The 18,458-nt window shown below is 70.2% G+C and carries 14 protein-coding genes; 6 read left to right on the top strand and 8 right to left on the bottom strand.

Annotated elements, in window-relative coordinates; all coding sequences use genetic code 11:
• The first annotated feature begins 78 nt into the window (after positions 1-78).
• Positions 79-1,518, top strand: coding sequence for an amidohydrolase family protein (locus QSK05_RS13010; protein ID WP_285597413.1), 1,440 nt, complete (start codon positions 79-81; stop codon positions 1,516-1,518).
• Here the strand turns inward: QSK05_RS13010 and QSK05_RS13005 are convergent, their stop codons facing one another.
• Positions 1,519-2,394 (bottom strand): helix-turn-helix transcriptional regulator, encoded by an 876-nt coding sequence (locus QSK05_RS13005; RefSeq protein WP_285597412.1) that lies wholly within the window; start codon positions 2,392-2,394, stop codon positions 1,519-1,521.
• A 140-nt stretch (positions 2,395-2,534) separates the two neighbouring features.
• On the opposite strand from QSK05_RS13005, the gene QSK05_RS13000 reads away from it, so the two are divergent.
• A complete protein-coding gene (locus QSK05_RS13000; RefSeq protein ID WP_285597411.1) occupies positions 2,535-3,170 on the top strand; it encodes an NAD(P)H-dependent oxidoreductase in 636 nt (211 codons plus the stop codon).
• On the opposite strand, the gene QSK05_RS12995 is transcribed toward QSK05_RS13000, so the two are convergent.
• Both QSK05_RS12995 and pepN read right to left on the bottom strand, forming a co-directional pair.
• Positions 3,148-4,680 (bottom strand): alpha-amylase, encoded by a 1,533-nt coding sequence (locus QSK05_RS12995; protein ID WP_285597410.1) that lies wholly within the window; start codon positions 4,678-4,680, stop codon positions 3,148-3,150. The genes QSK05_RS13000 and QSK05_RS12995 overlap by 23 nt on opposite strands.
• 569 nt (positions 4,681-5,249) lie before the next feature.
• Positions 5,250-7,787 carry an aminopeptidase N gene (gene pepN, locus QSK05_RS12990; RefSeq protein ID WP_285597409.1) on the bottom strand — a complete coding sequence of 846 codons (2,538 nt, stop codon included), beginning with the start codon at positions 7,785-7,787 and terminating at the stop codon, positions 5,250-5,252.
• Here pepN and QSK05_RS12985 point away from each other — a divergent pair.
• Both QSK05_RS12985 and QSK05_RS12980 read left to right on the top strand, forming a co-directional pair.
• A complete protein-coding gene (locus QSK05_RS12985; protein WP_352301097.1) occupies positions 7,786-8,439 on the top strand; it encodes a class I SAM-dependent methyltransferase in 654 nt (217 codons plus the stop codon). The genes pepN and QSK05_RS12985 overlap by 2 nt on opposite strands.
• A 103-nt stretch (positions 8,440-8,542) precedes the next feature.
• The gene (locus QSK05_RS12980) at positions 8,543-9,112 is read left to right on the top strand and encodes a hypothetical protein (protein ID WP_285597407.1); all 570 of its coding nucleotides are present in this window, start codon (positions 8,543-8,545) and stop codon (positions 9,110-9,112) included.
• 50 nt (positions 9,113-9,162) lie between these two features.
• Here the strand turns inward: QSK05_RS12980 and QSK05_RS12975 are convergent, their stop codons facing one another.
• Positions 9,163-10,047 carry an NAD(P)H-binding protein gene (locus QSK05_RS12975; protein ID WP_352301094.1) on the bottom strand — a complete coding sequence of 295 codons (885 nt, stop codon included), beginning with the start codon at positions 10,045-10,047 and terminating at the stop codon, positions 9,163-9,165.
• 98 nt (positions 10,048-10,145) lie between these two features.
• Between QSK05_RS12975 and QSK05_RS12970 the strand changes: the two genes are divergently transcribed.
• The gene (locus QSK05_RS12970) at positions 10,146-11,072 is read left to right on the top strand and encodes a LysR family transcriptional regulator (protein WP_285597405.1); all 927 of its coding nucleotides are present in this window, start codon (positions 10,146-10,148) and stop codon (positions 11,070-11,072) included.
• Between the two features lie 70 nt (positions 11,073-11,142).
• Here the strand turns inward: QSK05_RS12970 and QSK05_RS12965 are convergent, their stop codons facing one another.
• From QSK05_RS12965 to QSK05_RS12950, 4 genes are all read right to left on the bottom strand, one after another.
• A complete protein-coding gene (locus QSK05_RS12965; protein ID WP_285597404.1) occupies positions 11,143-12,180 on the bottom strand; it encodes a glucosidase family protein in 1,038 nt (345 codons plus the stop codon).
• A gap of 227 nt (positions 12,181-12,407) precedes the next feature.
• A complete protein-coding gene (locus tag QSK05_RS12960) occupies positions 12,408-13,115 on the bottom strand; it encodes a class I SAM-dependent methyltransferase (protein WP_285597403.1) in 708 nt (235 codons plus the stop codon).
• Entirely contained in the window at positions 13,109-14,410 is a 1,302-nt protein-coding gene (locus QSK05_RS12955; protein ID WP_285597402.1) for a glycosyltransferase family 4 protein, read from the bottom strand. The genes QSK05_RS12960 and QSK05_RS12955 overlap by 7 nt, the downstream gene beginning before the upstream one ends.
• A gap of 40 nt (positions 14,411-14,450) precedes the next feature.
• Positions 14,451-15,632, bottom strand: a complete 1,182-nt coding sequence (locus QSK05_RS12950; RefSeq protein ID WP_285597401.1) for a lipid II:glycine glycyltransferase FemX — start codon at positions 15,630-15,632, stop codon at positions 14,451-14,453.
• Between the two features lie 441 nt (positions 15,633-16,073).
• Here QSK05_RS12950 and QSK05_RS12945 point away from each other — a divergent pair, with 441 nt between their 5' ends.
• A complete protein-coding gene (locus tag QSK05_RS12945) occupies positions 16,074-18,455 on the top strand; it encodes a putative bifunctional diguanylate cyclase/phosphodiesterase (RefSeq protein WP_285597400.1) in 2,382 nt (793 codons plus the stop codon).
• Positions 18,456-18,458 lie beyond the last annotated feature (3 nt).

Genomic DNA, 18,458 nt, shown 5'->3' with positions numbered 1-18,458 from the left:
GATCGGCATCGGGCGGAAGGTGCTGCTCATCCCAATGGCGCGATGGCGGACATGCGTCCGTGAGTGTGGAGCCCCTCCATGACGAACCCCACCGACCGGCCCGTCCTGTTCCGCGGCGGCACCGTCCTCACCGTCGACGCGACCCGCCGGGTGCTGTCCGGGCACGACGTGCTCGTGGTCGACGGAAAGATCGCCGCGATCGGGCCGGACCTGAGGGACCTGCCCGACGGCACGATCGAGATCGATGCGAGTGACGGCATCGTGATGCCCGGCATGATCGACACCCACCGCCACCTGTGGCAGACCGCGATGCGCGGCTACGGCGCCGACTGGACCCTCACCCAGTACTTCGTCTGGTACTACCTGGAGCACGGGAAGACGTTCCGCCCCGAAGACATCCACGCGGGCAACCTGCTCGGCGCGATCGAGGCGCTGGACGCGGGCGTGACCACCACCGTCGACTGGTCCCACGGCCTGCAGACCCCCGGGCACGCCGATGCCGCGGTCGACGCCCTCCAGGCCGTGCCCGGCCGCTTCGTGCTGGCCTACGGCAACATCCAGGCCTCCCCCGACATCTGGACCGCCACTCCCCAGTTCCGCGACTTCGTCGAGCGCCGCATCACCGGTGACGAGATGCTCGGCTTCCAGCTGGCCTTCGACGTGACCGGCGACCCGGCCTTCCCCGAGAGGGCCGCGTTCGAGGTGGCCCGCGAGCTGGGCGTGCCGGTCACCACGCACGCCGGCGTCTGGGGCGCCACCGGCGACGACAGCATCCGCCTGATGTACGAGAACGGCTTCATGACCCCGGAGACCGTCTACGTGCACGGCTCTTCCCTGTCGCACGACTCGTACCAGCGCATCGCCGCCACCGGCGGGTCGGTCTCGGTCTCCACCGAGAGCGAGCAGAGCGCCGGGCAGGGCTACCCCTCCACCTGGGCCCTGCGCCGCCACGGCATCCCGGTGTCGCTGTCGATGGACACCAGCGTCTGGTGGAGCGCCGACCTCTTCTCCGCCATGCGCACCACGCTCGGGGCCGACCGCTCCCGCGCCCACCTCGAGGCGCACGCCCTCGGCGAGACCGTCACCCACACGGCGCTACGGGCCGACCAGGTCGTCGAATGGGCCACCCGCGGCGGCGCGGCGGCCCTGGGCCAGGACGACCTGGGCAGCGTCGAGGTGGGGAAGAAGGCCGACCTCGTGCTGGTCAAGAACGAGCACTCGCCGGTCTCCTTCCCGCTGCTGAACCCGCACGGCCACATCGCCTTCCAGGCCGGGCGCGGCGACGTGCACACCGTGCTGGTCGGCGGGCGGATCGTGAAGCGCGACGGCCGCCTGGTCGGGATCGACCTGACCGCGGCCCGGCACGCGGTCGAGCAGACCGTGGAGCACCTGCGCGCCTCCATCGGCGAGGAGGCCTGGCAGCAGGGTATGAACCCGGACGTGCCGGAGACGAAGATCCTCGACAACCCCTACACCTACACCGACTACCAGAGCTCCAGCACCCGGTCGAACGGTTAGTCAGAGCTGGTCGGCCGCTTCGCCCGAGGTCACGGCCGACCAGCTCCCGAGCAGGCGCAGAGCGTCCTGCGAGGGCTGGTCGAGGGCCGCATAGGCGATCAGGATGAGTCCGCGGTTGTTGGTGAGTTCCATTCCCTCGCAGACGAGTTCCAGATCGCCGACGACGGGGTGGTGAAAGCGGTTCACACTGGCGCGGTGCTCGCGCACGTCGTGCGCGGCCCACAGGTGCCGGAAGTGATCGCTGCGGGTGGAGAGTTCCCCGACGAGGGCGGTGAGGCGCCGGTCGTGGGGGACCCTCCCGGCCTCGGCACGCAGCAGGGCGACCGTCTGGGCCGCTGCCTCGTCCCAGTTGCGGTGGAACTCCTGCGCCCGGGGGTCGAGGAAGATGAACCGGCCGAAGTTCGCCGGGCGCTGCGGCTGCTCGTACAGGGGTGCGTACACGGCGGCCGCCAGGTCGTTGACGGCCAGGACGTCGAGGCGGCCGTTCTGCACGAGCGCCGGCACGTCACGCATCTGGTCGAGGATCTGCTGCACCACCGGCCGGACCTGCTCGAGGCGACCGGCATCGCGCCGGTTCCGGGGACGGGCGCCACGGTTCGCGTACCGGACCAGGTCGTAGAGATGATCGCGCTCGGCGTCGTCGAGCTGCAGTGCCCGGCTGATGCCCTCCAGGATCGACTCGGACACCCCGCTCGCGTTGCCCCGCTCCAGACGCACGTAGTACTCCACGCTCATCCCGGCCAGCAGCGCGACCTCCTCACGACGCAGACCGACCACGCGGCGGCGCCCACCGAAGTCCGGCAGCCCGGCCTGCGCCGGGGTGAGCCGGTTACGGCGCGAGATCAGGAACTCGCGGATCTCGTTCGGACCGTCCATACCCGCCAATCTACGGCCGCCCCGGCGATCGAGGGGGTCACCAGCATGAACCCTGTAGCCGGGGACTGCCTCGGTCAGCGGTGATCGCGAAGAGTGAACGGCGACAGCATTCTCCGTAGAACTCCAGGAGCACCCAGACCGTGCGAGTACACATCGTCAACGCCCACCTGACCTACCCGAACTGGTCGGAGGGCGCCCTCACCCGGACCATGGTCGAGGCCGCGAGAACACACCTCCTCGACCTCGGGCACGAGGTCACCGAGACCCGGATCGAGGACTCCTACGATCCCCAGATCGAGGTGCAGCGGCACCTGGACGCCCAGCTGGTGATCCTGCAGACCCCCGTCAACTGGTTCGGCGCCCCGTGGATCTACAAGCGCTACGTCGATGAGGTCTTCAACGCCGGTCTCCACAGCAAGAAGTTCCTCGAGACCGACGGGCGCACCCGCTCCGACCCGACCCGGCAGTACGGCACGGGAGGCCACCTGCACGGCCGGGGCTTCTTCGTCTCCTCCACCTGGAACGCTCCCGCGGCCACGTTCAGCAACGCCGACAGTGTGCTGCTCGGGGGTAAGAGCGTGGACGACCTGCTGCTCGGCGTCACCACCAGCTACGCCTTCGTCGGTTACACCGTGCTCGAGAGCTACGGGCTGTACGACATCTTCCGCAGCCCTTCCGACGTCGAGGTGGGCATCAAGGCCTACGCAGCCCACCTCGACCGGCAACTGGCGGCACTCGACGTGCCGCCAGCGGCTACACCCGATCTGCCTTCGTGAAGGCGACCGCCCCCTTCGCCGGGACCGTGACCCGTGCCTGGCCCCGTGCGTCCACGGTGACCGTCGGGCCCGAACAGCGACCCTTGGTGACCGATCCGCGGGTGACGTCGCAGTAGGTGCCGGCCGCCAGGCCGGTGCCGAACGTCTCGGTGTGGGGCGCCTTGTCATTGTTGAGGGCGACCCAGCCGGCCTTGCCCCGGCTGAAGGCGATCACGTTGCCGCCGTTGTCCCACCAGTTGGTCACCGGTGCCCGGCCGACGTGGTTGTGGAAGGAGACCAGCCCGGTCACGGCTTTCTCGGCGTGCACGCAGACCCACGCCTGCGAGGTGCAGTCGGTGTCGGTGATGAGGCCGTCCGCGGACGAGGGCGGCGAGGCGTCCGCGGTCGACCAGGCGAAACTGCTGTAGACCTGCGGCGTTCCGTAGCCGTAGGCGAGCAGGAACTGCTGGGCCAGCAGGTTCGTCGCGCCGTCCTTGTAGTTCAGGGAGTCACCGTTGCGCTCGGTGTCGTGGTTCTGCACGAAGCTCAGGGTCTTGCCCGAGGGGGGCAGTCCCGCACCGAAGTCCCGCAGCGTGGCCAGGCTGCCGGTGGCGTCGGCCGGGTAGCTCTTGAAGGCGTTCTTCAGCTGGATGTCCGCATCCAGCCCGAGCACCGCCCCGGCCCCGGTGAAGGCCTCCGGTGACAGGGTTCCCGGTCCCCCGCCGAAGACTTCCAGCGCCACGTACGGCTTGTCGCCGTCCAGCGTGCGGTTCAGCTTCTTCTGCAACGCGATCATGTCGTCCTGACCGACGTGCTTGGCGGCATCCACCCGAAATCCCGAGACCCCGTAGCCGATGAGCCGGTTCAGATAGGCGGCGAGCTCGTTCTGGACCTTCGGCTTGTCGGTGCGCAGGTCGGCCAGACCCACCAGCTCACACGTGCGCACCTGCTGGAGATGGTTGAAGTCCTCGATCCCCCCGGTGGACGAGGGACAGTCGGTGCCCTTCTGATGGAAGTCCGAGGCGTCGTACAGTCCGGGGTAGGCGAAGTGGCTGTATGTCGTGCCGCCGTAAGACACCGACCCCTGCCCGGTCATGTGATTGACCACGGCGTCGACGTAGACCTTCACCCCGGCCTGGCGGCAGGTCTTCACCATCGCCCGGAACTGCGCCTCGGTACCCATCCGGCTCGTCAGCCCGTACGAGACCGGCTGGTAGATCTCCCACCACGGGTGCAGCACGGTGTCGCTGCCGTTGCCCAGCTCGGTGCGCCTGAGTGAGTCGGCCGGCTGGGACACCTGCACCCCGGCATACCCGGCCGGGCCCAGAACATCGGTGCACTCCGAGGCCACCGAGGCCCAGTTCCACTCGAAGAGGTTGGCCATCACGTCGGTGCGGCCAGGACCGGCCAGCGGGGGCGTGGTGTCGGAATGCTGCAGGGCCGCGATCCCGCCCAGGGGCAGGCCGATCGCCGCGAACACGGCGATGGCGGTCAGGGACGACGAGCGTGCGGACATACGGGTTTCCCCCATCGGTCGACAGTGACCTACCGGCATGACACGTTGCGACGCCAAGGTAACGGTGTGCGCACCGTCCCGGCCAGGCCCCGAACACACCTGACTGAGGACGCCGTTGTCACCTCGGTCTCGCCCGGAGCCACACCGGTCTCGCCCGACAGGCCGACAGGCCGACAGGCCGTTGCCGACTACCCACGGCGCGAAGCCGGGTTACGGGTCACTGATCACCAAAGCGAAAGCCTGTTATCACCACCTATGGGCGCCGACTCTCCCAGACCCTGTGGACAACGGTCCGGAGTGGACCGGCTGCGTTGTGTACACCTGGTACATCCGGTACCGGATGTACCAGGTGTACACAACGCACGGCACCCGGGTCCGCACCTGACACCAACAACGAGCTGGGGACATCCCCGTCACCGTGGGCCCGCAGTGACCGTCGAGACGCGGCGATGCGCGGGCGCACAGCGCCCCACGACAGGCAGCGCCCCACGACAGGCAGCGCCCCACGACAGGCAGCGCCCCACGACAGGCAGCGCCCCACGACAGGCAGCGACGGGCGACTCCAGCGCCGTCGGCCGAAGCGCCTATCCCGCCAGGATCAATCGCGCCCGCACCACCTCATCGCGCCCCTCCAGCACCAGACGGCGCAGCCAGGCCGGCGGCTGGGCCTGCGCCAGGTACTGCTCGGTCAGCGCGGGCAGGTCGGCCTGCGAGCGGGCGGGCGGATACGCACCCCGGGCGAAGGTCTGCACGCGCTCGCTGGGCCAGACGTCGGCCACCTGCGTGAGCACGTCGAAGTAGGCCTGCGCCCACCCCTCGACCAGGTCCGTGTGCTCAGCCGTGAAGAACCCGTCCAGCGCCCACCGGAGCGTGTTCAGCGGCTGCTCACCGGCCACGAACTCCTGCCAGGCAGCGGTTTTCGCCTCCACGGAGGGAATGGCCGCCGAGCACGCCGCGGCCTGCTGACGGCCCTTGTCCGTCGGGTCGGCCGCCAGCTCGGCATCGATGCGCTCCTGCCCCGCCCGCCCGGTCGCGACCAGGCGCAGCAGCAAGCTCCAGCGCAGGTCCGCGTCCACGACCACGCCGACCAGCAGACCCGTCCCCTCGTCCGACAGCAGTTCCTCCAGGACCGACAGTTGCCCGCCCGACGACGCGGCCGCCACGAACGCCCGCACCAGGGCCAGCTGCTCGTGCGAACCGGGCTCGGCCGCCACGGCATGTCCGAGCAGACCGTCGGCCAGCTCGGTCAGCGCCGCCGGGCGCTGCGCGGTGGGCACGTAGGCCTTCACCGCGAACACCGCCTGGGCCAGCAGCGTGCGCCGCACCGAAGCGTTACTCACCGAGCCCACGCCGGCCATGACCACCTCGGCGTACCGGGCGGGCGACAGCTCGGCGTCGCGCACCAGGTCCCAGATGACGGTCCAGCTGACGGCCTGCGCCAGCGGGTCGCTGATGCGCCCGATCGAGCTGAGCACGGTGTTCAGTGACGTCTCGTCGAGACGTACCTTGGCGTAGGTCAGGTCGTCGTCGTTCACCAGCACCAGATCACCGCGGGCCTGACCCAGCAATGCCGGCACCTGCGTCCGCGGGCCCTGCACGTCGAGCTCCACCCGCCGGCGGCGCACGATCTCCCCGGCCTGGTCGTCGTACAGCCCGATCGCGATCCGGTGCGAGCGCAGCGTCGGGTGCCCCTCGGGGGCGCTCTGCACGATCGCGAAACTGGAGAAGGCGCCGGACTCGTCGAGGGTGAAGTCGGCCCGCAGGGTGTTGGGGCCCGTGGTCTCCAGCCACTGCGCCGACCAGCCGCTCATGTCGCGGCCGGTCTCGTCGGTGAGGGCGGCCAGCAGGTCGCCGAGCGTGGCGGTGCCCCAGGCGTGGCGGGCGAAATAACGGCGCAGCGCGGCCAGGAACGTCTCCTGCCCGATGGTCGCCACGAGCTGCTTCAGGACCGACGCGCCCTTCTGGTAGGTGATCGCGTCGAAGTTCACCTCCATCGAGCGGATGTCGGGGATGTCCGCGGCGATGGGGTGCGTGGTGGAGAGCTGGTCCTGGCGGTAGGCGCGGGCCTTGGCGCTGTCGGCGAACGTGCCCCAGGCGTCGGTCCAGCGGGTGGCGCCGGTCTGCGAAAGGGCCGCGGCGTAGGTGGCGAACGACTCGTTGAGCCACAGGTCGTCCCACCACTGCATGGTGACCAGGTCGCCGAACCACATGTGCGCCATCTCGTGCAGGATCGTCGAGGCGCGCCGTTCGTGCTCGGCGTCGGTCACCCGCGAGCGGAACACGTAGGTCTCGGTGAAGGTCACACAGCCGGGGTTCTCCATCGCGCCGAGGTTGAACTCGGGCACGAAGGCCTGGTCGTACTTGCCGAACGGGTAAGTCATGCCGAACGCGGCCTGGTAGAAGTCGAAGCCGCGGCGGGTGACGTCGAGAATCTCGTCGGCGTCGAAGTGCGGCGCCAGCGACTGACGGCACAGGGCGCGCAGCGGGATGACGATCTCCCCGGTGCCCAGGGGGTCATTGCGGTACTCGCCCGTGGCCACGTGGTACGGCCCGGCGACGATGACGGCCAGGTAGGTGGAGAGCACGTCGGTCGGCGCGAACCTCCAGCGGCGACCGGCCGCGACCTCCTCGACGGAGGTGTGCGCCGCGTTGGAGACGACCTCCCAGTCGGCCGGGGCGGTGACGGTGAACTCGTACCGCGCCTTCAGGTCGGGCTGGTCGAAGCAGGCGAACATACGCTGGGCGTCGGCCGTGGCGAACTGGCTGTGCAGGTACACGCGCCCGTCCACCGGGTCGGTGAAGCGGTGCAGGCCCTGCCCGGTGTGGGAGTAGTCGACGTCGGCGACGACCCGCAGCGTGTTCTCGGCGGCCAGGTCCGGCAGCGTGATGCGACCGTTCTGCCCGGCGGGCAGCGCCGCACCGTTCAGGCTGGCCTCCAGCACGTTCGCGCCGAACAGTTCGGCGAACGTGGAGGCGCCGGGCCGGGAGGCGTCGAAGCGCACGACCGTGGCCGACCGGAACGTGTCCGGGCCGGTGGTGAGGTCGAGTTCGACGGCATATGTGTGCACGGTGAGGAGACGGCTACGCTCGGCAGCCTCATCTCGGGTCAGGTTCCCAGCCATGGGGCGAAGCCTATGCTTTCCCCTCGTGCCGGACTCCACCGCTCTTCTCGCCGCCGCCCAGGCCGCCCCGGGCTTCATGCCCTCCCACGAGGGCCTGGCCCTCTACCGCGCGGCGCTGGCCGCGCCACCGGTCGGCCCCCTGCTGGAGGTCGGGAGCTGGATGGGCAAGTCCGCCCTCTACCTGGCCGCGGCCGCCTCCGAAGTGCGGACGCGGGTGGTCACCGTCGATCACCACCGCGGTTCGGAGGAGCACCAGCCCGGCTGGGAGTACCACGACCCCACCCTGATCGACCCCGCCACCGGGCTCGTCGACACCCTGCCGGCCTTCCGCCGCACGATCGCCCAGGCCGGCGCCGAGGACCTGGTGGTGGCCGTGATCGCCCGCGGCGAGACCCTGGCCCAGCTCTGGAACACTCCTCTGGCGTTCCTGTTCATCGACGGCAGTCACACCGACGACTCGGCCCAGCGTGACCTGCGCGCCTGGGCCCCCCACCTGGCCCCGGGCGGCACCCTGGCCATCCACGACGTCTTCCCCGACCCGGCCGACGGCGGTCAGGCTCCCTACCGGATGTACCGCACGGCCCTGGACAGCGGCGACTACGAGGAACTGGACGGCACCGACTCCCTGCGACTCCTGCGCCGCCGCGACTAAATCCGTTTGCACCCCATTTACACCCTTTCGTAGCAAGCTGGCAGCACACGGGGATCACAGAAATGGACAGCGCGGAGGGGATGGCGTGTTCATCAGGAAGTTCTTGCCAATTCTGGCCATCGCAGGGGTTTTTGGGCTGGTCGCACCGAGTTCGGCCAGTGCGGCGACCGGCCCGGAAGGTCTGCCCGTCGTGGCGGGCTCCTACATTGCCAACCATGTCCAGGGGCCCCAGAAGGTCCGTGCCCCGTTGAGCCTGGCGTACACCTGGCTGGACAGGTCGACGGCCTGGGGCAGCGGGCCCTACTGGTCCTTCGGCAACGTCGACATGGTGTTGCAGCCCGACAACAACCTGGTCATGTACCCCAAGGGTGACTACGCCAAAAAGATTTACTCCCGGCACATCTGGGCCAGCAACACCACCGGGTCCGGTGCCGTGCGGCTGCTCCTGCAGAGGGACGGCAACCTGGTGCTGTACACGGCGAACTATGCCAGGCACGTGTGGGCCAGCAACACCGAGGACGAATGTGTCGGCACGGGCCTCAATTATCCGGCCCTCTCCGCCCAGGCCGACTCCAACCTGGTGATCTACTGTGCGGAACCGTCGGTCTATTCCGACTGGACCAAGCCCTGGGTCGCCAGCGCAATATGGGCCACCGGCACCGCGGGCTCCTGATCACGGCGGCACTGGGAGCGAGGGCTCCCAGCACCGGTTCGGTCGGTGGTTCAGCCGTCGACGGCCGGCTTGAGGACGTCGGTGCACCACTGCGCGAACGTGGTCGGGGTGCTGTTCCCGGCGGTGCGGGCGACGTTCAGGTCCAGGCCCTCGTTCTTGGCCAGGGCCATGTCGAGCAGCCCTTGGGCGATGGCCTCCGAGTTGCCGAACTTCATCATGGTGGCCTTGAACTGCTCGCCCGGGATCTGCTGGTACCTCACGGGGCGACCGAGGACATCGGAGGCGATCTGAGCCATCCCGGTGAAGGTCAGGTTCTCCGGGCCCAGGACCGGGTGCTCCTGGAAACCGGTCCACGAGGAGTCCCGGAGCAGGTCCACGGCGACGGCGGCGATGTCCCCGGTGGCGACCGACGGCATCGCCAGGTCCGGTTCGTAGGGGCCGAAATACGTTCCCGTGGACTTGATCGAGCCCGCGGCCCACAGCCAGTTGTCCATGAAGGACGGGTTCGTCAGGGCCCGGTAGGGCACCCCGGTGGCCGCGATCAGATCGTCCATCGCGAGCGTGGCGGTCACGTGCCCGGCCTGCCCGGCCACGGGCGTCCCCCGCCCGAGCGCCGAGATCCCGACCACCCGCGGAACCGGCCGGGCCGTGAAGGCCTCGATGCCGGCCCGGGCGAAACCCGAGTAGGCCTCGTCCATCGACACGGAGGCCTCATCGGCCGGGACGAGCCAGAACACGGCGTCCGCGCCCTCGAACGCCCGGTCGACCACGTCCGCGTCGGCGTGGGAGCCGACCACGACGTCCACCCGCCCGGCGACCTGCGGATCGAGCCGGGACGGGTCACGGACGACGACGCGCACCTGCTCGTCGTTCTCGAGCAACCCACGTACCACGCCGGAGCCGATGTTCCCGGTCGGTGCCGTCACAACAATCATGGTTCGTCCTATCCGGAGAAGACTTTGCCCTCTCAGTGAAGGCCCGTCGGCGACCCGGAGGGAAAGACCTCTTACCTCTAGGCCTATACCGTGGAGGTATGAACGACCTGGAGACCCGGCAGCTGAAGTATTTCGTGGCCGTCGCCGAGGAGAAGAACTTCAGCCGGGCCGCCGTCCGGCTGGGGATCGCGCAACCCCCTCTGTCCCGGGCCATCCGTGACCTCGAGCGGCAGCTCGGGTCCCAGCTGCTCGTGCGGACCACCCGCCAGGTCACTCTCACTCCCGCCGGTGAGATGCTCCTGACCGAGGGCCGCCGGCTGATCGGGGAGATCGAGGCCATTGCCCGCCGCGTCCAGGACGCCGGGCGGCCCGAGCGGCCCCTGCGACTGGCCCTCAAGGCCGACTACGACGGCGGGCTGCTGCCGAAGATCGTCGACGCCTTCGACACCGTCCCGCTGGAACTTCTGCTCGGAGGGCGCGGAGAACAGATCACCGCCCTGACCAGTCACCAGGCCGACGTGGCCCTCCTGCCCACGCCGTACGACGAGACCGGTCTCGAACGCGAGGACCTGCTCAGCGGGCCCCGTCTGGTCGCCCTCTCGGCCGCCGACCCGCTCGCGGCCCGCACCAGCCTGCGCCGGTGCGACCTGGCCGGGCGCACGCTGCCCGACGGCACCGCCGCCGAACTCGGTGGCCTCGAGACCCCGCCCGGCTACCGCCAGACCCGGGACCTGGCGCAGATCTTCAGCCTGGTCGAGGTCGGCAGCATCGTGTGGTTCGTGCCGCAATGGATCGCGGCCCGATTCCCCCGCCCGCACATCACCTATCGGCCGGTAGAAGACCTGGAACCCGTGACCCTGACCGTCGCCTGGCGAACCGGGTCGCGCTCACCCGAGGTGGCCGCCTTCGTCCGCACGGTGCAAGAGGTGGCCGAAACCGCGCTCCTCGAGGGACTACCCGGCGCCTTCCACCCTGTTCCGGCCGCGTCGGCAGGCCTGCGGACACCGACCACCCCCCAACCCTGACCGGTTCACCCGAGCGACGACCGACAGGACGGGTGCAGTTCTCCTGTCACGGGGCCTGAAGGCGCCCGGCTCAGGACACCAGGTCGTCGAGGTCCAGTTCCCGCAGGTCCGTCCCCGTCGTACCGAACGCTGGGGTCGTGGCCTTGCCGCCGTTGATCAGGTCGACCGCCAGTACCATGGCCGCTCCGGTCCAGGTGCTCTGCTCAACCGGCCAGCGTTGTCCGTCGGTGAGGACGAGGCCGGTCCAGTAGGAGCCGTCCGCCTCCCTCAGGTGCTGCATGGCCGCCACCTGCTCGGCCGCCCGCCGGGTGTCACCCATCACCGCCAGGGCCAGGGCCAGTTCGCAGGTCTCGGCTCCCGTCACCCAGGGGCGGTCGGCCACGCAGCGGATGCCCTGGCCCGGCACCACGAACGTGTCCCAGGCGGCCGAGATCCGTTCCTGGGCCTGGTCACCACGCAGGGCGCCACCCAGCACCGGGTAGTACCAGTCCATCGAGAACCGGGTCTTCTCCACGAAGGCGCCCGGCCGGTGAACGATCGCCTCGCGCAATCGGTGCGCCGACGCGTCCCACATCTCTGCGAGGTTGCCGTCCCCCCGGGCCTGTGCGAGCGTGACCGCGCACCGCAGCGCGTGATGGATGCTGGAGCAGCCGGTCAGCAGGGCGGCCGGGTCGGGAGATCCCTTCGGGGAGCGGGCCCAGCCCACGGTGCCGTCCGGATTCTGCAGTGAGAGAACGAAACCCAGGGCGTCGCGGACCATCGGCCAGTAGCGCGCGAGGAACTCGTCGTCACCGGTGCTCAGCCAGTGGTGCAGCACCCCGACGGCGACGTACGCGGCGTGATTGGTCTCGGCGGTGGCCTCGACCACGATCTCCCCGCGGACCCGGCCGGGCCAGCTGCCGTCCGGGAGTTGCGTGCGCCGCAGCCAGTCGTACCCGCAGCGGGCCGCCTCGTGCAGCCCGGCGACGTCGAGGGCCATCAGGCATTCGACGTGGTCCCAGGGGTCGGTCTCACCACCCGGAAACCACGGCACCGCACCGGAGGTTTCCTGAGCTGCGGCGATGCTCAGCGCGGTCGCGTGCACCTCGGCCGCGGTGGGGAACGTCAACTCGCCCGCCGCTCGGGCCGGGGGCACGGGGTGACGTGCGGCTGGGGTCGAGCGGCAGCGGTGTCCATAAGCTGATCACAATATCCGGTTCGGCCCGAATCCCGGGCGCGCAGTGGTGCGTGACGGCCTCGCCATGATGTCGTCCCGGTCCGCACAGAGGTCACCGTCACGAGTGCGGACGGTCGCGCCGGAGACCTCTGCGTTGTGTACAGCCAGGGTGCGCGGCCCTAGGCGCTCTTGCGCAGGTACAGCACGACACTCTTGCCGATCAGCGGGTTCAGCGTCCGCTCCAGCAGTTTCGTCGTGCGGGGCTTCTTCATGATGTCCCAGACCAGCAGCCGGTGGTAGGCGCGCACGATCGGGGTGTCTTCCATCCCGAAGAAGCACTTCAGCCACCAGTACACGCTGTGCAGGGCGTGGGCGTGAGAGGTGCCGGTGTGCTCCAGCCCGGCGTCGCGGCAGAGCGCGGCCAGCTCGGAGGCCCGGTAGATGCGCACGTGCCCGCCCTCGTTGGCGTGGTACTCGTCCGACATGGCCCAGCAGATCCGCTCGGGCAGCCAGCGCGGCACCGTGATCGCCGCCAGGCCACCGGGTTTGAGGACGCGGGCGATCTCGGCGATCGCGATGGCGTCGTCCTGGATGTGCTCGAGCACCTCCGAGGCGATCACCCGGTCGAACGACTCGTCGGGCAGGGGCAGCGAGCGCAGGTCACCCACGACGGGGGCGGTCCGGGCACCGGCCGGAGGCTCCCCCGCCAGGTCCATGGCGCCGGTCCAGGTGCGGGTGGTGACCAGGTCTTTCGCACTCAGGTCGAGCGAGACGACGTCGGCCCCGCGCCGGTAGGCCTCGAAGGTGTGCCGGCCCTCCCCGCATCCCAGGTCGAGCAGAGTCGTCCCGGCCCGTACGTCGAGGCGGTCGTAGTCGAGCGTCAGCACGTGCCCTCACCTTTCAGATCGTCGATGGCGTCGCTGTACCACTGGGCGGTGCGGCTGGCCGTGAGCTGCCAGGTGAAGTGCTCGACCACACGGGCCCGCCCGGCGGCGCCGAGGCGGGCGCGCAGGGGGGCGTCGTCCAGGAGGCGGCCGATCGAGTGGGCCAGGGCCTCACTGTCGCCGGCCGGTACGTGCAGGGCGGTGAGCCCGTCGGGACCGGCGACCTCGGGCAGGGCCCCGGCCGTGGTGACGACCAGGGGCACGCCGCACGCCATCGCCTCGACGGCGGGCAGGGAGAAACCCTCGTAGCGGGAGGGCACCACGGCGACCTGGGCACTGCGGAAGAGGTCGGCCAGGGCCTCCTCGCTGATCCCCTGGACGAACCGCACGATGCCGGTGAGGCCGAGCCGGTGGATGGCCCGGTCGGCCGGGCCGCCGGGGCGGGCGGCGCCGACGACCACGAGTTCGACGGGCCGCTCGACGGCGACCTTGGCGACCGCCTCGATCAGGTCACCCAGCCCCTTGAGGGGAACGTCCGCGCTGGCGACGGCGACCACGCGACCGGGCACCGCGGGCGTCCTCACTTCGGTTTCGAGGGCTGGGGTGAACGTTTCTTCGTCGACCCCCACCCCGATGACCCGCAGGCGTTCGGAGCGCACGCCGAAGGCCCGGACGATCTCGTCGCGCGAGGCCGCCGAGACGGTGGTCAGCCAGGGCAGCTGCCGGGCGACCCGCCCCTGCATGCGGCAGAACGCGTACCAGCGGCGCAGCGAGTAGCGGCGCTGGCGGTCGGTGGCCGCGGCCAGTTCCAGGTCGCGGTCGACCGTGATCGGGTGGTGGATGGTCGCGACCAGCGGGACGCCCCGGCGGCGCAGCTGCGCCCGCAGTCCGAGCAGCCCGTAGCCCAGCGACTGGTTGTCGTGCACCACGTCGAACTCGCTCAGCCGCGAGCGCAGGTGGTGCCAGGCCCGCAGGGAGAAGGTCAGCGGCTCGGGGAAGGCCGCCGTGCACATCAGACCCCACTCCAGCACGTCGACCGGTGAGGTGAACTCGCGCAGCGCCGGGGTGCGGAACGGGTCGGGCTCGCGGTACAGGTCGAGGTTGCGGAGGTGGGTGAGCCGCACGCCCGGATCGAGCTCGGGCAGCGGTGGGCTCGAGAACACCTCGACGTGGTGCCCGAGCGCCACCAGCTCCCGGGACAGGTTCCGCACGTAGATGCCCTGGCCACCGCTGTGCGGTTTGCTGCGGTACGACAACAGCGCGATGCGCAGTGCCCGTGGCGACCTGTCGATGTTCATGAACTGGTCACGATATCCGGTTCGGTGTAAATCCCCGTTCTCAGGACCGCGCGGCCTGGACCTTCTGGTACGTCTGGAAAGCCTTCTGCCACAGCGGCGACAGGGTGAACTCCCACTCGCCCACGGTTTCCACCACGTGACCACCGGCACCCAGCTTGAACCGCAGCAGGCCGGCGAGGCGCTCGTTCTCGTCCAGGGTGTCGGCGATGCCCCGGAAGTCGTAGACCCAGTTCCCGCGCCCCAGGGCCGCCCGCATCGACGTCCACTGCATGGCCGTGGGGGCCTGCACCTCCCGGTGGCGCGAGGTCGAGGCACCGTAGGTGTACCAGCAGGTGCGGTCCACGTCGACGGTCAGCGCCGCCGCCAGCGGCTCCCCCTCGTACTCGCTGATCCACAGCCGCAGCACCGGCTCGGGCCCGGCGTTCAGGGCCTTCCACATCGTGGTGAAGTAGCTGGCGGGGCGCGGGGTGAACTGGTCGCGCTCGCCGGTCTCGACGTAGAGCCGGTGGAAGATCGGCAGGTCGGCCATGTCGCCCTGGCGCACGACGACACCGGCCGCGGCCGACTTCTTCACGTTGCGGCGCCACTGCTGGTTCATGTTCTTCAGGAGCTGCTCGGGGGTGCGGTCGCGCAGGTCGACGCGCACGCCCAGGCGCGGCTGCCCGGCGGTGAACTGCCCGGACTCGTCTTCCAGCGATACCCAGCCCAGGGCCTTGAGGGCCTGCTGGAGCGCGGCGCCGTCGGGGTAGGTCTCGTCCGGCTCGAGCTCCGAGAACCGAGTGACGCCCTCGGCCGACATGCCGCGCTTGGCCGTGGCCGTGCTCCAGTAGCGGGTGGGCTGGGTCGGGCCCATGCGCACGGCGAACGCGTGCTGCGAGCGCAGGTGGTTCAGGAACGGGTTGAGCCACCACGACGGTGCCTTGAGGACGCGGTCCCAGGGCAGGGTGGGTCCCTCGGGGATGTAGGCGAGGCTGCGGTTGGTGCCGGGCACCGGCCGGTAGAGGACCAGGGCGGTGCCGATCACCTCCCCGTCCTCGATCCAGCCGATGCTCTCGTTGCGCCAGGCCTTCTTCACCCCGCCCCAGGCCGGGGTCTGGGTGATGCTCGCGGCGTTCTTCACGGCGAAGCGCTCGTGATCGGCGGCCGAGATGGGCAGCACCGTCAGACCGGCATGCTGGGCCGGCCAGAGCGCCGTGCCGGAGCGTGCGTCAGTTCCAGGCATGAGGGGGGAAGCCTCCGGGGCGGTCTCGCCAGGTCGGGCCGCAGGGGAGGCCTGCGACATTTATCGGGTGATTGTGACATCATCCCGCACCGGCGACACACAGGTAACAAGCCCACGGGCGGACCCGGCCAGTTCAAGGGCTTGACCTGTCCCTGGGCCACGTTCGGCGGCCAGGGATACGTCAAGCCCGGCACCAGCACACCGCGGGCGCTGGACGGAAAGGGTCACAAGAAATCCTTTCCTTCAGAAGGGCCTCAGGGAAAGCTTTTCGGACGTTGTTCCGGTCGCCTCCAGCAGATCGGCCACCCCGTCGGTGGCGGTACTCAGGGCCTGCGGGGCCCGGCCCCGAGGGCGCCAGGGACCTACGTCCCGAGCCCGTCGGCCACGAGTAACTTGACAGCCATGGTTCAAGGTCGCGGGCCGGTCGGTCGATCACCCGCTGTGCCGCCTGAAAGCTCTCGGAGGGTCTCGCGATCCGATGTCCTGGCCTGGCTGAGGGACACCGGCTCCGTCGTCGTCCCCGGGCAGCCCGCCGCGGCGATCTGGTCAGGGGTCTTCTCGCTGGCCTCGGGAGCGCTCCTGATTGTCCTCGGGGCCGGCTTCCTGCTCGAGCAGACCGGCCTGACCCGGGGTGCGGGGTGGGCCCCGACCGCCCGGGGCGCGGTCCTGGTGCTGATGTACGCACTCCTGGGTGGCCGCTTGGTGGCGGCGGCCATCGCCTGGCCGCAACGCCGGCGGGCCACGGTCACGCTGGCCTCCTGCCTGGGACTGCTGAGTGTCGGGGCGATCCTGGTGGATGCCGTGGACCCGGCACCCCGGGAGGTCTCCCTCACCGCGTTCCTGGTGATGCTCGCCGCCCAGTTCGCGCTGGCGACCTTCATCGTGCTGGACGGGGAGACCACCCTGGAACCGACCCGGGTGGTGGCCCTGGACACGGTCATCATCTGCGGCGGGGCGTCAAGTTTCGCCGGGTTCGCCTTCACCACGCCGCTGTCCGGGTGGTTCACGCACCTGCACGGTCATGAACTCGACCAGGCCCTGTTGTTCCCCGCCATCGCCCTGGTGATGCTGCTGGCCGTCGTCTCCGGAACGGTGCTGGGCCGCCGACGGTGGTCCGGGCACACCGCCGCTCTCGGCACCGGCCTCACGCTGTTGCTCGCGGGGAACCTGCTGCTGATGCGGGTCGACCCGGGCACCGAGCCGATCTACACCCCGGCCACCACCCTCCTGTGGGGTCTCGGGTTCTTCCTGGCCACGGCGTCCGCCTGCGGTCCCCGGTCCGACACCGCCACCCGGGTACGCGACGGGACCGGCATGGTGGCAACCCTTCTGGCCTCCTGTGCCGCCGGGGCCGTGCTCACAGTGGAGACCATCGGTGAAGCCCCGTTGCTGGTGGTCCCCGCCGCTGTCACGATGGCCGCGGCCATGGCCCGGATGGCTCTGGCGTTGCACGATGCCCGGGGGGCGGCCGAGGCCTACCGTCTCTCGCTGATCGACGATCTCACCGACCTGCCCAACCGACGGGCCGTCCTGGCCAGGATCCAGGTCGCCGACTCCGCGGACGAGTCGATCGGCCTGCTCCTGGCCGACCTCGACGAATTCAAGATCGTCAATGACACGCTGGGCCATCCCGCCGGCGACCAGGTGCTCAGGACGATCGCCCGCCGGCTGAGGGAGGTCGCCCCCGCCGAGGTGATGCTCGGTCGCCCCGGCGGGGACGAGTTCATCGTGGTCCTGCCGATCCTCGGCGAGCAGGACGCCCTGGCCAAGGCCGCCCAACTGCGCGAGGTCATCGCCCGCCCCTTGCAGATCCTGGGCCACGAACTGGCTCTCGGCTCCTCGGTCGGCGTCTCGGTCCGCCACCCCGGCACCACTGTCGGTGACGAACTCCTGCGCCAGGCCGATGTCGCCATGTACCAGGCCAAGTCGCAGCAGACCGGGACCCTGCTCTACCACGCCGACCGGGACGACTTCACCCTCGAGCACCTGGAGATCGCCGCCGACCTGCGGCGGGGCCTGCCCGACGGGCAGATCCACGCCTGGTACCAGCCGCAGGTGAACAGCCGGACGTTCGAGCTGGCCGGGATCGAGGCCCTCGTCCGCTGGCAGCACCCCGACACCGGACTGCGCCCACCCGGCCAGTTCCTGCCCGTGGCCCGTCGGTCCGGGCTGATGCCCATCATGACCGAGATCATCCTGGACACGGTCCTGGCCGACATCAAACGGCTCCTCCAGGCCGGGATCCACTGCCGCATGTCGTTCAACGTCGCTCCGGCCGAGCTGCTCGACCAGGCCCTCATCGCCCGGCTGCTCGCGGCGATCGACCGGGCCGCACTGGCCCCGGGCACCCTCGTCCTGGAGATCACCGAGGACTCACTACTGGCCGACCCCGACCGCGCCACCGCCACGCTCCACGACATCACCAGCCACGGACTGGACGTCGCCATCGACGACTACGGCGCCGGTTTCTCCTCCCTGGCGTATCTGCGCGACCTGCCCGTGGGAGAACTCAAACTGGACCGGTCGTTCGTCACGACCGTCGCCTCCAATCCCCGCAGCCGGACCATCGTGGCCTCCACCGCCTCGCTGGCCCAGGGCCTCGGGCTGCGCACGGTCGCCGAGGGCGTCGAGGACGCGCAGGCGGCGACGATCCTGGGCGACCTGGGGATCGACGTCCTGCAGGGCTTCCATTTCGCCCGGCCGATGCCGTACTCCGATCTGCGGCCGTGGATCCTGTCCCGGGCCGGATCGGCCGGTCCTCACACCGTGCCGCGACTGCCGCCGAACGCCCCCGCGGACCGGCAGGTCACGCCCACCCTCTGAGCG

This window comes from Kineosporia sp. NBRC 101731, from assembly GCF_030269305.1.
Taxonomy (GTDB): domain Bacteria; phylum Actinomycetota; class Actinomycetes; order Actinomycetales; family Kineosporiaceae; genus Kineosporia.
This window is presented reverse-complemented; position numbering and strand designations above follow the sequence as displayed.